Below are 15,783 nucleotides of genomic sequence, written 5' to 3'. Positions count from 1 at the left end.
TGTCATTAGAAGTGCTTTTGATGGACATATCTCAGCAGTATTTTACTCGTTAAACATATACAAATATACTGATAATCAGCAGTATATGAAATACAATAAGGCTATTATTCGTGCAACATTCTCATGAGGTGTAGCCCCTACCGATCGCATCGACCCTTGTATTAATTGCCGAATGTTTTCTCTTTGTTATTGGAAAGTATCTTATTTAATAGAGGTTCACAGCAACTTTCGATTAGGTCAAGTACCATTTCAAAACCGTCTGAACCACCATAGTAGGGATCCGGGATATAATCGAGGAGAGCCTCTTTGTTCCAGTCTGTCATAATAGATATTTTGGCCAAGGTCTCTTCTGTCGGAGCAAGTTCTTTTAGTCTACTCCTATTGGTGTCATCCATACCGATGATATAATCGAATCGGAAAAAGTCATCATAGTTGATTGGTCGACTAATCGAATCAATTTTATATCCACGCCTTGCTCCATGTTGCCTCATACGAGGATCCGGCAGTTCTCCTTCATGAAAACCGATGAGACCTGCGGAGTCAATTTCAAACTGGTCTTCATATCCTTTTCGTTTTACAAAATCTTTAAATATGGCCTCTGCGGAGGATGATCGGCAGATATTGCCTAAGCAGACAAAAAGTATTTTCGTTTTCATTATCTATTGTTGTTTTATGCACAAATCTATCTTGTGAAAGTATCTAATTGAATGGTTGATGATAAATGAATTTGTAGACACAAATATATGTACTTACTTCCCTTCTCACAATTAAGTCTAATTGATTTATTTCTTTTCGATTACTTATTCTTTGTCTTATCTTACCCCCTCTTAAATTATCGAAAGTATTATCACGATAAAGGAAAGTTGCGTACCTTCGCAAAGTTGTTGAATGAACCTTTTCGGTGAACTTTCTCGAATTAATTAAACTATAACAAGTTGTATAATAGCTTTTTGTGTATTATTTCCGGAAAGTTTGATTATAAAACCCATTATTAAAATGTCAAAAACATACACGTTTGATGAGGCTTATCAAAATGCCCTCGAGTACTTTTGTGGAGATGAGTTAGCTGCAAAGGTGTGGGCAGGGAAGTATGCTTTGAAAGATAGCCAGGGCAATATCTACGAAGCAAGTCCCGAGGATATGCATCATCGTATCGCTTCAGAAGTGGCTCGAATAGAGCAAAAGTACCCTAACCCCATGAGTGAAGAGGAGCTGTTTGCGCTCTTCGATCATTTCAAGTATATCGTTCCTCAAGGAAGTCCAATGACCGGCATTGGCAACAATCACCAAGTAGCTTCACTTTCAAACTGCTTCGTAATTGGATTGGATGGCCCGGCGGATTCTTATGGAGCGGTCTTTATGATTGATGAAGAGCAGGTGCAGCTAATGAAACGTCGTGGAGGTGTAGGTCATGATTTGTCTCATATCCGTCCTTGTGGTTCTCCTGTCAATAATTCGGCTTTGACCTCTACCGGTATTGTACCTTTTATGGAGCGCTATTCCAATTCTACCCGTGAGGTTGCCCAAGATGGTCGCAGGGGAGCTCTTATGCTCACAATCAATATTAAGCATCCCGATTCGGAGGCTTTTATCGATGCCAAAATGGTTGAAGGCAAGGTTACGGGAGCAAATGTTTCGGTTAAGATAACCGATGAATTTATGCATGCTGCTGTTTCGGGTAGTATGTATGAGCAGCAGTATCCGGTCGATTCGGCTCTTCCTTCGTTTCGTAAGGAGGTGAATGCGAAGGACTTGTGGAAAAAGATTATTCATAATGCATGGAAGAGTGCCGAGCCGGGTGTCTTGTTTTGGGATACTATTTTGAAGGAGTCGCTGCCGGATTGTTATGATGATCTTGGTTTTAGGACAGTGGCTACCAATCCTTGTGGAGAGATACCGCTTTGCCCTTACGATAGTTGTCGTTTGCTTGCTATCAACCTGTATTCATATGTAAAGAATCCATTTACTCCTGAAGCTGAGTTTGACTTCGATTTATTTAAGGATCATGTCATGAAGGCTCAGCGTATCATGGATGACATTATTGATCTTGAGAGTGAGAAGATTGAAACCATCATCAAGAAGATAGAAGAAGATCCTGAGAGTGATGAGATCAAACTTCGCGAATACAATCTTTGGAAAAAGATTCAACGAAAGACTATGCTTGGTCGTCGAACAGGTGTCGGTATTACAGCAGAAGGCGATATGCTTGCGGCAATGGGCTTGAGATATGGGACCGATGAGGCGACAGATTTTGCGGTAGAGGTGCAGAAGACTCTTTGCTTATCAGCTTATAGAAGCTCTGTAAACTTGGCCAAAGAGAGGGGAGCTTTTGAAATATTTGATTACAAGAGAGAGGTGGAAAACCCTTTTATGCATCGTATTATGCAGGCCGATCCTGAACTTTATGAGGATATGAAAAAACATGGTCGACGCAATATAGCTTGTTTGACGATTGCACCGACCGGTTCTACCAGTCTAATGACGCAGACCACATCGGGTATTGAGCCGGTGTTTATGCCTGTTTATAAGCGTCGTCGCAAGGTTAATCCGAATGATAAGAATGTGACTGTTGACTTTGTTGATGAGGTTGGAGACAGCTTTGAAGAGTACATCGTTTTTCATCACAAGTTTGTCACCTGGATGGAGGCCAAAGGATATGATCCGGCCAAGAAATACACACAAGAAGAGATAGACGAACTTGTAAGTAAGTCACCATATCATAAAGCAACTTCCAATGATATTGACTGGTTGGCAAAGGTCAGAATGCAGGGTAAGATACAGAAGTGGGTAGACCACTCTATCAGTGTTACTATCAATTTGCCAAACAATGTAACAGAGGACTTGGTTGCAGATCTTTATGTAGAAGCTTGGCGTTCCGGTTGCAAAGGGTGTACTGTTTATCGTGATGGTTCGAGAGCCGGGGTCCTTATTGGTACCAAGCCTAAAGAAAAGAAGGAGTCCGAAAAGGAGGAGTTGCAGAAGTCTCCCGTGGAAACAAAGCAAGACCCCAAACCACTATCAAGACCCAAGGAGCTTGAAGCTGATGTGGTTCGATTCCAAAACAACAAAGAGAAGTGGGTGGCTTTTGTTGGGCTTAAAGATGGCAAACCGTACGAAATCTTTACCGGTATAGCAGATGATGATGAGGGAATTATGGTTCCTAAGTCTGTTAGCAAGGGACTTATCATCAAGAGCTATGATGAGGACGGCAAGAAACATTATGACTTCCAGTTCCGAAATAAGCGCGGTTTTAAGACTACAATCGAAGGATTGGACAGCAAGTTTAATCCCGAATATTGGAACTATGCCAAACTTATTAGTGGCGTTTTGCGTTATGGAATGCCTATTGACCAGGTTATTAATTTGGTACAAGGTATGTCTCTAAATGATGAGAGTATCAATACATGGAAGAATGGTGTCGAGAGGGCACTGAGAAAGTATCTGCCCAATGGACAAAAGGCAAGTGGACAGACTTGTCAAAATTGTGGATGCGAGTCTCTTGTCTACCAAGAAGGATGTTTAATTTGTACCAATTGTGGAGCTTCACGCTGTGGATAAGATTAAAAAAAGAATTCTCATAACAGGGGCCTCCGGATTTATCGGAGGCTACCTGGTGCGTGAGGCGTTGAAGATGGGTTATGAGGTTTGGGCTGCTGTTCGTAAGACGAGCCGTGTGGATGATCTCAAGTCATTGGGAGTACATCTTGTTGAGATTGATTACACCTCTATCTTGACTGTGAGCCGTCAAGCTAATAGTCTTGCTCCTAAAGAGGATGAGCCGGCTTGGCACTTGGTCGTTCATAATGCCGGCATTACCAAGACCAACCGCCCCGAGCTTTTTGAAGAGGTTAATGCCAATCAGACTCGTCATCTTGCTGAGGGCTTGGCCAATGCTACCATTTCGCCCGATCGTTTTATTTTGATAAGTAGTCTTTCGAGTTATGGGCCTTCTCAAGAGGAGGGTAAGCCTATATCGATTTATGACAGGCAACAGCCCAATACGCTATATGGTAAGAGTAAGAAAAAGGCTGAGTTTTACACAGAAAACAGCACTCTATCCTATACAATTATGCTTCTGACAGGAGTCTATGGCCCGGGTGATAAAGACTATTTGATGGCTTTGCAGAGTGTCAACAAAGGATTTGACTTTGTCACAGGCCTTACACCGCAAAAGTTGACCTTTATTTATGGAGAAGATGTGGCGCGTGCAGTAATGTCTGTAATCGAAGCTCCTCAGGCTGTCAACAAAAGATATATGCTTACGGATGGCGATGTATATACCGATACCGAATTTGGTCGAATGATGCAGCGACTGCTTGGAAAGAAAAGGGTTATTCATGCACGGATCCCTTTGCCTATCGTGTGGCTTGCTTGCCAAATAGGGGAGCTGGTTTCTAAGATAACAGGTAAGATTACTCCTCTCAACAGAGACAAATATAGCATACTTAAGCAACGAGATTGGACGTGTGATGATTCTTTGATCAAAGAACTTGGGTTTGTTCCAAAGACTTGTTTGGAAGAGGGGCTGAAGAAAACCATTGAGGCCGCGAGGTCTGAAGGCCTTCTCTGAGGCATATTCATAACCCAATATTATTACCTTTGTAGACAACTACTTAACAATAACAACAAAATATATGGACATCAAATCAGCAACTTTTGTTATTAGTAATACTGATGTGCGTAAGTGCCCGGAATCGTCATTACCTGAATATGCCTTTATAGGAAGGTCGAATGTGGGCAAATCCTCTCTGATAAATGCAATTACAAGGAAAAAACAACTTGCCATGACATCTCAAATGCCGGGTAAGACGCTTCTGATCAATCATTTCCTTATCAATAATGAGTGGCATCTGGTGGATCTGCCGGGATATGGTTATGCTCGCAGATCAAAAGATCAGAGACAAGAGCTTGCAAAGATTATCGATAGCTATATCATGATGCGTAAACAGCTTGTTAACCTCTTTATATTGGTGGATATCCGCCATGAGCCACAAGCTATTGATTTGGAATTTATCAATCGGATGGGAGAATGGGGCGTACCTTTTTCTATAGTCTTTACCAAACATGATAAGTTGTCTAAGTCGAGAGCTGATTTGAATGTGGAAGCGTACAAGAAGAAACTTCTTGAAGATTGGGAAGAGCTTCCTCCTATTTTTGTCACGTCATCCGAAACAAAGTATGGATGTAGTGAGCTTTTAGATTACATAGAACAGCTCAATAAGAGCATTTCTGAAGATACTATCTAACAACATGGAAAAGAAAATATTGGTAGCCGGAGGTCTTGGATATATTGGATCTCATACCTGTGTGCAACTTAGAGAGGCAGGTTATCATCCTGTCATTGTGGATAATCTATCCAATAGTGAAGTCTCAGTGCTTGATGGACTTGAGAAAATCATAGGCGAAAGACTCCCTTTTTATGAGGCAGATTGCCAGGATAAAGAGGCTTTGATTGGAATTTGTAAGAAAGAGCCGGGGATTGTAGGTATCATCAACTTTGCTGCATACAAAGCTGTGGGCGAATCGGTAGAGAAACCTTTGAGCTACTATCGCAACAACCTCAATGTCCTTATCTCCCTTCTTGAAGTGGCTGAAGAGTGCCGAATGAAGGCTTTTGTGTTTTCTTCTTCATGCACCGTCTATGGAGAAGCGGAAATACAGCCCGTGACAGAGGAGACTCCCATATTGCCGGCAACTTCGCCGTATGGCAATACGAAGCAGATTGCAGAAGAGATTATTACAGATGCCATTCATGCAGGTATGCCGTTTAAGGCTATCTTATTAAGATACTTCAACCCTATTGGAGCTCACCCTTCCGCTATGATAGGCGAGTTGCCAAGAGGTGTACCGCAAAATCTCCTTCCATATGTCTGTCAGACAGCAGCGGGTATTCGCAAAGAGCTTAAGATATTTGGCAACGACTATGATACACCCGATGGTACCTGTATCAGAGACTATATAGATATCAATGACTTGGCCAATGCCCATGTCAAAGCAATTGATCGAATGCTCGAAGTCAAAGAAGCCCCCAATGTAGAGGCATTCAATATTGGTACCGGCAGAGGAGTGTCAGTACTCGAGATTGTCAAAACCTTTGAGAAGGTCAATGGGCTAACGCTTCCATATAGTTTTGCTCCAAGAAGAGAAGGTGATATAGAGAAAATATGGGCTGATCCGAAGAAAGCTCTAAATGTCTTAGGATGGAAAGCAACACGCTCCCTTGATGATACTCTAAAAAGTACCTGGAAGTGGCAAATGAGATTGCAAGAGAAATAATCTTGTCTATAAACAGATAAGAATCAATAACATAAAAAGAGGCTGTGTCATTACTCAAAGTGACACAGCCTCTTTTGTATTATGGCTTCTACAACGAAGGGCTACATATCTATAGAAAAAAAAGGTGGAATTATGCGTCGTATGACAAATATCCAGCCAATATATTCCTGTGGTATTGCTCAGAATACAATGTTATTAGATAAATAATGTAAATTTAATTAGCGGGTTTTTGAGGTATAAAACAGTCTTTTTGGAGCTATATAGAGGCTTATTCTTCACAAAGATTATAATGGATAGGACGAAACCGTCCTATCTGAATGTTAATATATGTATAGGCTGCTTTTTATGGACAAATTGGCGGCTCAAAAACCTACTTCTGGCCGCCTTTTTTGGAAGGTCGCGCGACTTGCAATCCATTCTCGCGCTACCTTGAGGGTAGACTCGCGCGAGGTTGCACCCCAAGTAGCGCGACTTTGCATGTCAAGGTCGCGCGAGATCAGATCGAAAGTCGCGCGAGAACAGATTGCTTCTTGCGCGAGCTTATTTGTTAAAATAGCTCATAAAAAAGCCCGTTTCAGACTAATAAAACGGGCAAAGTTGACAAAATGGTCAGGTGACCCTAACCCTCGAATTTGATATTTTGGAGTTGATTGAGGCTTATTTGTATAGCTTTTAAGATACTATCTAAGGTAACAGTATTTAACAAATCAAGGTCTCTTTTATTGAACTTCACAGCCCATATAGAAGAACTATTATTGAGATCATTTTTGATGTTGATGGAGGCATCCATTTGCAGTGATACAATAGGACATATCTTACCGTCTTGAAGGAAGGCTCCTCCGAGCGAGATGATAATAAAAAGAATGGTAAGTAATATGCTTATCTCCATGGTTGTCAATATTTAATCACTGCCTAAGATACAAAAAAGGGATTTGTTTTACAAAGGTGTACCAATTTATTATTTCGAAATAAATTCTTTTTAAGGAAGAAGAGGACTATTTCGTTAAGCAGTAATATTGATAAATATACATTGTGCTTGGATTTTGTCTGTCTACCTTTCAATAAATTTGGACAGGTGAAACAGGCCTTGGTATCACTTATTATTTGTTTTTACAATCTTCTGTCCTTAACAAATGCTAATCTCAGTCTTATATTGAGAAGGTCTTTGTCTGACAAATGACTTTGCTCCTCGAATGCGGGGTCTTATATTTCAAAAAGAAGCACTCAATCGCATAAATTCAGCGATTGAGCATCATCAATATATCCCTTCATACTTTTATCGGCAATAATAAAAGGGCTGAGACTACCGGTGAGACTCAGCCCTTACTTCTTTATCGTTACTGAAACTTTTGTCAGATACTAATATATTAGACGTTAGCCTTCTAACGACAAATCTGGAATTAAATGATAAGGCATTGAAGAAGGGCCATAGTGCAAGGCACCAAAAGCGATTGTTTGTGAGCATACTCCCAAGACTTTGCAGTAAGGATGAGATGTTAGGCGCTGAGGTTGAGGATGACGCGAGCATACTTCTGTACGTGACCGAATCCGAATACCGAAAGCAACGAAACAGATCGCCTTTATGCAATAGCTCTTAGTATGTGATCAAACTATTCGCCTTGCAGGTAACGAAGCAATATGACCCTAACTTTTTAAGAATAAGGCATAGAAGAAGGGCCATAGTGCAAGGCACCAAAAGCGATTGTTTGTGAGCATACTGATGTATGTGGTCAAACCAATCGTCTTGCAGGTAACGAAGCAATATGACCCTTATTCAATGTCTTATTTGAGGATAAACTTTTCTCCTCCCACAATATACACCCCCTGAGGAAGCATTTTAACAGCTTCTCGGCGAGTGATATTTTTCTTAATCAACACTCCATCCAATGTATAGACATCTACCGGTGTATCATCAGAAACGACCTCTCGATTGGAAGTGATATCTACAAACTTGTACACATAGGTGTGCATATTGCTTTCATTCACTTCAAAGTCATTTCCATAGACATAGATAGAGAGTTCTTTGGTCTCATCATCATAATCTTTTTCAAATCTGGCAGCACGAGCATTGGTTTCGATCTTACCTATCTTGCTCTCATCGTAATGACCTTCTATCCTTATCTCTATTGGATTGGTAGCTGAGATTTGTTGTTTCTGATCATCATATTCAAACGTCTTAAGCTCAGAGTTGTAGATAAAGAGCACATCATCCAAAGCAAGAGAGTCTTTTTGGGTAGCACCCGGCTCCGGATTGGTCGTTGCATTTATCAGCATATAGCTCTTTTCACCTGCCTTATTATCGGTATAAGTAAATGGCTGTGTGTATCTAACCCAATTTTTGCTCGGCTCAATCTTACAAGTTGCTTCAGCAAGTTTAAATGCCTCTTGCTCTGCTTGTGTTGCAGGGTCTGCAGGATCTCTGTAGTCACAGTCACCATGAAGGATAGCTTTTAGCCGTCCGAAATATTCACCTTTTTCACCTCGTGAATATTTGGCATAGAATACAATTGAGTCCGGCTGACCTATGAAGGTTAGATGATTTTCGGATGCGCGGTCGGTATAATTATAATTTTGGGGATCTGCTGGTGTTATAGAACCCATATTAACACGACCGGTTGTCAAGTTGCCATTGGCTTTGCCCATACCTAAGTCCATTGAGCTGATAAGTACGGCTGTTTTGCTATCGTGACCTTCTGTCTTGATGGTATTGCCCAAAGTTAACATACCGAAATTGGCATATTGACCACCGGCAGACAAGAAGCTATACCAGCCATTGCCAGGCTCATTGTCATCATACCATTCTTCTTCAAATCCGCCATTCGCCATCTGGTACTTGGCAATATTTTCTATGGGTTTTCTAAACTGAACTTTATATTCGTGCTTATTCGTAGGATTAACTGCAATATCATTACCCTCTACCAAGATAGTCAAGACAGCTGTCTTTTCGTCGTACGATTTTGTAACCTTAGCAGCTTTGGCATTGGTCGTGCATTCAAACTTGGAAGCATCGTAAGGCTTTTTAAACTCATACTCTTTTTTATCGGGAGTCACATCAAGTTTGAGGCCTCCAAAATCTATTTCTGTAAGCTCTGAATTGTAGATAAACTCAAAGTCATCAAACCAAAGAGAGTCTTTTTGAGAAGCTCCGGGTGTGGGGTTGGTTGTCAAGTTTACGAGCATATAGGTAGAGTCAGTCGCAAGATCCATGGTCGTATAGTCAAGCTTTTGCTCAAACTTAGTCCATTCGTTGCAAGGTGTGACAGCTACTACGGCTTGTGCCATAATATGTTTGTCCATCTCTTCTTTCTCTTTTCCTTGTGTTGGATCTTTGAAGTCTATATTGTCATGAAGAATAGCTTTGAGCTGACCGTCATAGTCCTTTTTTTGATCTTTCTCGGCCTCACCTCTTTTGAACTTGGCGTAAAATCTAAGAGCATCGGGACGACCTCTAAAGAGAAGTTTGTTTGTACCTTCTCGATCGGTATAATTGTAGTTTTGAGGATCAGTTGGAGTCATGGCTCCCATATTGATGCAGCCGGTAGTAAGGTTACCATTTGCATTTGCTATAAAGACTTTCTTTGAGCTGATAACTACAGACGTTTTACTATTGTGTCCCTCAGCCTTTATTGTGTTGGCTAATACCATGCTTTTACCAAATTTACTCATATTTCCTTTAGCAGAAGGGAAGCTATACCAGCCATTGCCGGGCTCATTCTTATCTGTCCACTCTGTTTCGAAGTCAGAGTTTGGGACTTGATATACGCCTGCTTGATCTTGTGGATTAGGCTCTTCTCCACTGCTTTCAGACTTCTTGCCTTCAAATACAGCTGATTTAATCTTAAATTCATTATCCTGAAAAGCAATTTCTATATGAGCTTGAGAGCCTTTGATCTGGCTAACATCTTCTTTGATTTCTGCAGATATTTTGATAGCTCCACCCATCAGAGACAATTCTTTAGCCTTGTTACCTGCAAACTTGATTGTTCCATCTTCAGATTTGGTAATGATAAGTTCCTTCAGATGAATGTCGTCCAATACAGTGGCAGCATCAATCTTAAACTTTGGAAGAGTAATATCGATTGTATTAGCAGAAACAGCCTTGACAATGATTTTGCTCTCTTCTTTGTAAGGATCATTTTCGCCTATAGCCACAGTTGTAGATCCGGTGTATTCGCCTTCAGTCTCTTTAGATATATTTTCTACCGGTGGCTCTTCCTTCCTTCTGCCATCAAAAGAGACTTCAATGGCCGTTCCTTGGAAGTCTACTAATACATTTAGAGTGATATCTTCACCAAGTATCTTTGTAGTCTCGTCTGTAATCTGAGCTGATGCCTCTATTTTACCTTCGGCAAGTTTGACTGTTTGCTTTTTACTGTTTACGAAAACAATGCTTTTATCTGCTTCTTGTTTTATCTCTTCATTATCGAGTTTGATATCTCCAAGAATTGCTCCCCGGAAAGCAAAATCTTTGATTTGAAGCTTGACATGTGTGTTATCAATTCTGTCAATCACAATTGACTGATTGGGAATCTTTTCTCCATTTTCTTCAAATAGCTTCCCTTTTAGGGTAAGTGTCCCAACATATTTGCCGGCTATGTCCTTGGCAATATCTTGGGAAAATGCTGTGATAGAGGTCAACAATAGAAGACCTGCCATCATTAAAATACATTTGATTCTTTTCATAAATAATATCCTTTCTTAAATTGTTCATACTATGATTTCGAGAAGTGGCTAAAGTTTAATCTGTAGCATCAAAAGTAAGATTTCAAATCTACCGGTTTTTCGATTTATATGATCTTGCTCTCCCTCTCGAAACGCATCAAAAGTACAATTATTCTTAGAAGCTTATATCTTTAGTCTATATTTTATCCCTTAAAAGAGAGTTAATGATCTTCTGATAATATGCTGTATACCAAAGTTATAAGACAGATTGGTTGTTTGTAGAATATATGTTGGTAATCCACTTTTATTACATATCATGTACTATTCTGTGTGAAGAAGCTGATGCCATGTTGTTGTATTGTTTTGAGATGGGAGGTTAGGTGCTAAATGTAATCAAAATGTGGGTGCCTATTCAACCCAAAAATGTCGACAGAACATCGGAGTATCATATACATTCAAATACACAAAGCCGTTTGTCCCTTTATGACATCACGCCAAAATGGTGGGGAGATTTTGAAGACGATAATCATCGTATAAGATTAGAAAACGATGATATACAGTGTATTAAGAAAAATGACTCCTAATGACAGTCATTAGGACCTGTCATCTAACGACAAAATAATATAGACTTCTCCGGGTTTATGAGGATGGTTGGACCTTAATTTCTTAGTTGAAACAGTGAATTGTATGATACACAATTTCTTAAGAATTAAAATAAGTCAAAATCAACTGTTCTTAGTTGTCAGATACGATTGTGTTGCTACTTGAATTGTTCGGTTGTTAGTCTTCGACTACAAAGAATGTGAGAATTTGATCAGACTATTTGTAAAATCCTCATAATGATAATGTTAATTTTGTTTTACTCAATATTTGTAACGTCGTTTTTCTTGCTATTGGACTCATATATTATATAGGGTGTTACAAGGCCTATTTTTGTACTTGGTGTAAAGCCATCTATTTATTATATGCAGAAGCCTGGGTAGCTAAAAGAATAACATCTTGAATAGTGAAGGTTTTATGGCTATTTTTAACAGCTAATCTGTTGAATTTAAGTTTATTGAAGATCGGTTTTGGACATTTGAGAGCAAAATAATGCTTTCAAAACTTTTTTGTTTATTCAAAATTGTTACCTTTGTCCAAAGAATTAAGTGGAATAACGAGTATTAAGGGATACTTGATAGACTTAACAAAGGGAGCGTTATGTTATGAATAGGTTGCCGACTTCCCTTTTGCGAACGCTTATGTAGGTAATTGTTGACTTTCAAATCGATGATTCTTTATGATAGCTTTGCAATAGGAGGTTGGTGGTGTATTTTAACATACAGTCTCACGCTCTTTTTATGGTTTTTAGCTCTTACGAGAGGCTGGGAGAGCAAGTAAAAGTTTTTTTTATGTATTTTAAACCTAAAAAATGGTCATCTTGACTGCCGCGTGCTGCTCCCTACTTCTTGCGGGATGTAAGGACTATGATGATGACATCGACGATCTCAAACAGAGAACAGAGCAGAACGAAAATGACATCAAGGACATTCGATCAAAACTTTCATCTTGGGAAAACAAGGTGGTTACAAATGTAAAGATTGAGGGTACAAAGCTAATTCTAACCTTCCTAAACGGAGAGAGAGGTACGGTTGATTTCGGAACAACAATTACATCCATGAAGTGGGGTGAAGATGGCTATTTGTACATCAGTGGTGTAAAAACAAATATCAATAAGGCTGACCTTAAGGGCGACAAGGGTGACAAGGGTGATACCGGCGCAACTGGAGCCAAGGGTGACAAGGGCGACAAGGGTGACACCGGCGCAACTGGAGCCAAGGGTGACAAGGGCGACAAGGGTGACACCGGCGCAACTGGAGCCAAGGGTGACAAGGGCGACAAGGGTGACACCGGCGCAACTGGAGCCAAGGGTGACAAGGGCGACAAGGGTGATACCGGCGCAACTGGAGCCAAGGGTGACAAGGGCGACAATGGCTTAACTCCTGAAATCAAGAATGGTTATTGGTGGATTGGTGGCAAGAATACCAATGTGCCGGCTGATCCAGGTGCAATCGCTGTACTTCAAGACGAGGATAGCGGTATGTTGCAAATTACCATTACCCCTCGTCCTGATCAGAATGCAAATGGTAAGCCTGTTACATTTATGATTCCAATGGAAACAGCTATTCTTTCAGGTTTAGTGGCTGAATCTGATGCTATTTATGAAGGAATGCCAGCTGTTGTCATCGGTTCTTCTGTGAAAGTTTTGAACTTGTCGGCTAAGGCCACTCCCTCTTTGAATAACCTTGATGCAGAGCATTTAAAAGAGGGTCTTGCACTTAAGGCTACTGATGCTTCTGCTACATTGAGAGTTAATCCTTCATCATTCAATACAACGAAGTATATTAAGAAAGATGGATTCTCTCTTAAGTTTAAGGATGTGAAGACTCTTAGAGGTGCGACTGAGGAGACAATGACAATTAAGAGTTGGGAGAGAGTTCTCTCGGCTGACCTAAGTGATAACCTTGTTAAGATTAAATTCAATCCATTTGCGAAAGTTCCTGCTGATGGATATATTACAACAATGCAGGTTGTAGCAAATGTTAAGGTTAAAAACTTTGCAAATCCTAAGGAAACAACGGATAGAAAGGTTGCTTCAAATTGGTTTAGTCTCTATATGGGTAATGAAACTTTGCATATAGCTAACAAGGAGAATGCGATTTATCCTGAGAAGAAAGCTGATCTAGACAAAGGACCTTCAATAGAAATGAAAGACCTTTCATCAATTAGCTTGCCAGAACATGTGAAAATAGTTTCTACTTCCAATAAGGTTGATAAATCACCTAAGATTGAGAAAGATGAGGCATATCTCAAGGCTAATGGAATGGTTGTTGAGTATAAACCAATACTCAAGGTTCAGCCTGAGTTTGGTAATGACTCATGGGGTCTTGCTGATTTGAATTCTAAGGGTGATATCACTATCAAGAAGGGCGTTGATGAGGCATCTCGCCTTGGTAGGGTTGCCTATGTAGAAGCACGCCTTGTTAAGGGTGAAAAGATACTTGCTCTTTCAGTAATTCCAGTAAACTTAGGTGGTAAGATAATTGAAGATTTAGTTCTTACATACAATATCGAAAGACCTTATGGATCTAGAAAAGATATCGAGCTTGTGAATCCGGCTGAAGATTTGGATATACTTGGTGATATTGAAAAGAATACTAAGGTCGAAAAATCTGCTTGGGGTAGGGTTTACGAAGAACAAAGAGATAATGGTACACATTATGGATGGAACATATCTGAATATAGTCTTTATGTTGGTGGTCCATGCAATACGGATAAGGATGCGGTTAGACTTATCATGACTAAGAAGGATCCTGTTGCCAAGAAGTTTGCGGCAGCTCCAAAGAAAGTGACTGTTAATATAAATATATCTGTTAAGGAACCTGACTACCAGAGCGTAATCAATAAGGCTGTTTCTGGCCTCAGAAATGAAGCGATGTGGGATGGAAACGAAATGTTTGTCAAGAATAGCTTTACAAAATATGATGGTTTAAATCCTGCTGTAAACTTGCTTTCTGGCTTTATTGGCGATTTGAATAGCATCAAATCTAAGCTTGCTGATCTATTCAAAGAAAACAATGGTACAATTGATCGTATTACGTTTGAAATTGACAACACCTTTAAAGATAAGGGTTACTTCACGATGGATAATGACGGCGTAACATTGAGGATTGCTAAGCCATATTCTTTCGAAAATGAAGTGAAAGTTCCTATCAAGATGAATGTCAAGTACAATTTCTGCTCTGCGAAGACCATTTCTTATAATTTCAAAGTAGTATATAGAAACTTGGTTAAGATTAGTGCTGACATGACTAAGACCTCATTTGAGGAATCTAAGGAACAAGAAGAGGTTAGGTTGGATCTTAATAAGGCAGTGTATTACATTTTCAATAATAATGGTAAGCCTGTAAGAATCAATAATGATTTCAAAGATCCATTGTATTTGACAGTTTTGGGTAAGGATGCTCATATTGAGTGGCTTGACGTTAAGCCTCTAAATGATGCAGCCAAGGCTTTGACTCATCCTGACAGCTATGCTAGTGTTTCTATAAAAGATGGTGAAGTTATTTATCTGCCAAACCATATTTCTAACCCTTCAGGTTTGGCTAAGGCTGCTGAGTTTGTAGTATCTGCGAAGCTTCATTATGGAGTTGATGCTGTTTATATCACGAGTCAGCCTGTTCAAATTAAGGTAACTCTATATCCTGCAGGTGAAGCACCTAAGAATGCTACTAAATGTACTATCAGAGTTAGACGTCGATAATATTATCGACTATTCGAAATAGTATAATCCTAAATATTGAGGGCGTGTCTAAAGGGCACGCCCTCTTTGTTGTATAATAAGAGTAGTCTCATGCTATGTTTTGAGAGCATAGATCATAGAGTGGAGCTTTGACCGATAGGCTCCAAACAACTCATAAATTTCTATTATCAGCATTTACGGAGAGGAGCTGACAGCGAAATCATGCCTCGACCAACTCAATAACGATGCTTTTCATCTTTTACTTGTTCAATCTACATATAAGATATTTTGGTTACCCTTATGAACACTGTATCCATTGCTTTCTTGTACGTCTTATATGAGGGGATATATGACCTATTGAGGGAAGTTTCGTTAGTTGTCATAATACAATTAGCAATTATTGCTGTCCGATAAAAGTTGGAAATGACATATTAAGGGATACTGTCCCAAAAAAGTGTGTAAGACCCAAGACTATTATCTTTGAAAAAATAAAATAAAACAGTAAAACAGTATGGATCTCACACGAGTACAAATTAAAGAAATTATTTCGAATTGTCTGGCAG

The 15,783-nt window shown here is 39.8% G+C and carries 8 protein-coding genes; 5 read left to right on the top strand and 3 right to left on the bottom strand.

The features are described from left to right. Positions 1–161: 161 nt before the first annotated feature. Positions 162–656, bottom strand: a complete 495-nt coding sequence (locus tag ACFO3G_RS02425; protein ID WP_380077645.1) for a low molecular weight protein-tyrosine-phosphatase — start codon at positions 654–656, stop codon at positions 162–164. A 340-nt stretch (positions 657–996) separates the two neighbouring features. Between ACFO3G_RS02425 and ACFO3G_RS02420 the strand changes: the two genes are divergently transcribed. The 4 genes from ACFO3G_RS02420 (at position 997) to galE (ending at position 6,276) form a co-directional block, all read left to right on the top strand. Beyond that, entirely contained in the window at positions 997–3,558 is a 2,562-nt protein-coding gene (locus ACFO3G_RS02420; protein ID WP_380077643.1) for an adenosylcobalamin-dependent ribonucleoside-diphosphate reductase, read from the top strand. Beyond that, positions 3,551–4,570 (top strand): NAD-dependent epimerase/dehydratase family protein, encoded by a 1,020-nt coding sequence (locus ACFO3G_RS02415; protein ID WP_380077641.1) that lies wholly within the window; start codon positions 3,551–3,553, stop codon positions 4,568–4,570. Before ACFO3G_RS02420 ends, ACFO3G_RS02415 begins: the two co-directional genes overlap by 8 nt. A 64-nt stretch (positions 4,571–4,634) precedes the next feature. Further along, positions 4,635–5,246, top strand: coding sequence for a ribosome biogenesis GTP-binding protein YihA/YsxC (gene yihA / locus ACFO3G_RS02410; protein WP_380077639.1), 612 nt, complete (start codon positions 4,635–4,637; stop codon positions 5,244–5,246). A gap of 4 nt (positions 5,247–5,250) precedes the next feature. Continuing rightward, positions 5,251–6,276 (top strand): UDP-glucose 4-epimerase GalE, encoded by a 1,026-nt coding sequence (gene galE, locus ACFO3G_RS02405; RefSeq protein ID WP_380077637.1) that lies wholly within the window; start codon positions 5,251–5,253, stop codon positions 6,274–6,276. 619 nt (positions 6,277–6,895) lie between these two features. Here the strand turns inward: galE and ACFO3G_RS02400 are convergent. Both ACFO3G_RS02400 and ACFO3G_RS02395 read right to left on the bottom strand, forming a co-directional pair. Then, positions 6,896–7,165 (bottom strand): hypothetical protein, encoded by a 270-nt coding sequence (locus ACFO3G_RS02400; protein ID WP_380077635.1) that lies wholly within the window; start codon positions 7,163–7,165, stop codon positions 6,896–6,898. Positions 7,166–8,058: 893 nt separating this feature from the next. After that, on the bottom strand, positions 8,059–10,959 hold the full coding sequence (locus tag ACFO3G_RS02395) for a calycin-like domain-containing protein (RefSeq protein WP_380077633.1): 2,901 nt from the start codon (positions 10,957–10,959) through the stop codon (positions 8,059–8,061). A 1,390-nt stretch (positions 10,960–12,349) separates the two neighbouring features. Between ACFO3G_RS02395 and ACFO3G_RS02390 the strand changes: the two genes are divergently transcribed. Continuing rightward, on the top strand, positions 12,350–15,241 hold the full coding sequence (locus ACFO3G_RS02390; RefSeq protein WP_380077631.1) for a hypothetical protein: 2,892 nt from the start codon (positions 12,350–12,352) through the stop codon (positions 15,239–15,241). Positions 15,242–15,783 lie beyond the last annotated feature (542 nt).

Source organism: Falsiporphyromonas endometrii (assembly GCF_042654485.1).
GTDB lineage: Bacteria > Bacteroidota > Bacteroidia > Bacteroidales > Porphyromonadaceae > Porphyromonas > Porphyromonas endometrii.
Note: the sequence above shows the minus strand (reverse complement) of the source record. Positions and strands in the feature narration are given on the sequence as shown.

Bases quoted from the DNA above. Each gene is read 5' to 3' on its own strand.
- galE (WP_380077637.1), top strand. From the start codon at position 5,251: ATGGAAAAGAAAATATTGGTAGCCGGAGGTCTTGGATATATTGGATCT.
- yihA (WP_380077639.1), top strand. From the start codon at position 4,635: ATGGACATCAAATCAGCAACTTTTGTTATTAGTAATACTGATGTGCGT.
- ACFO3G_RS02390 (WP_380077631.1), top strand. From the start codon at position 12,350: ATGGTCATCTTGACTGCCGCGTGCTGCTCCCTACTTCTTGCGGGATGT.
- ACFO3G_RS02395 (WP_380077633.1), bottom strand. From the start codon at position 10,959: ATGAAAAGAATCAAATGTATTTTAATGATGGCAGGTCTTCTATTGTTG.
- ACFO3G_RS02400 (WP_380077635.1), bottom strand. From the start codon at position 7,165: ATGGAGATAAGCATATTACTTACCATTCTTTTTATTATCATCTCGCTC.
- ACFO3G_RS02425 (WP_380077645.1), bottom strand. From the start codon at position 656: ATGAAAACGAAAATACTTTTTGTCTGCTTAGGCAATATCTGCCGATCA.
- ACFO3G_RS02420 (WP_380077643.1), top strand. From the start codon at position 997: ATGTCAAAAACATACACGTTTGATGAGGCTTATCAAAATGCCCTCGAG.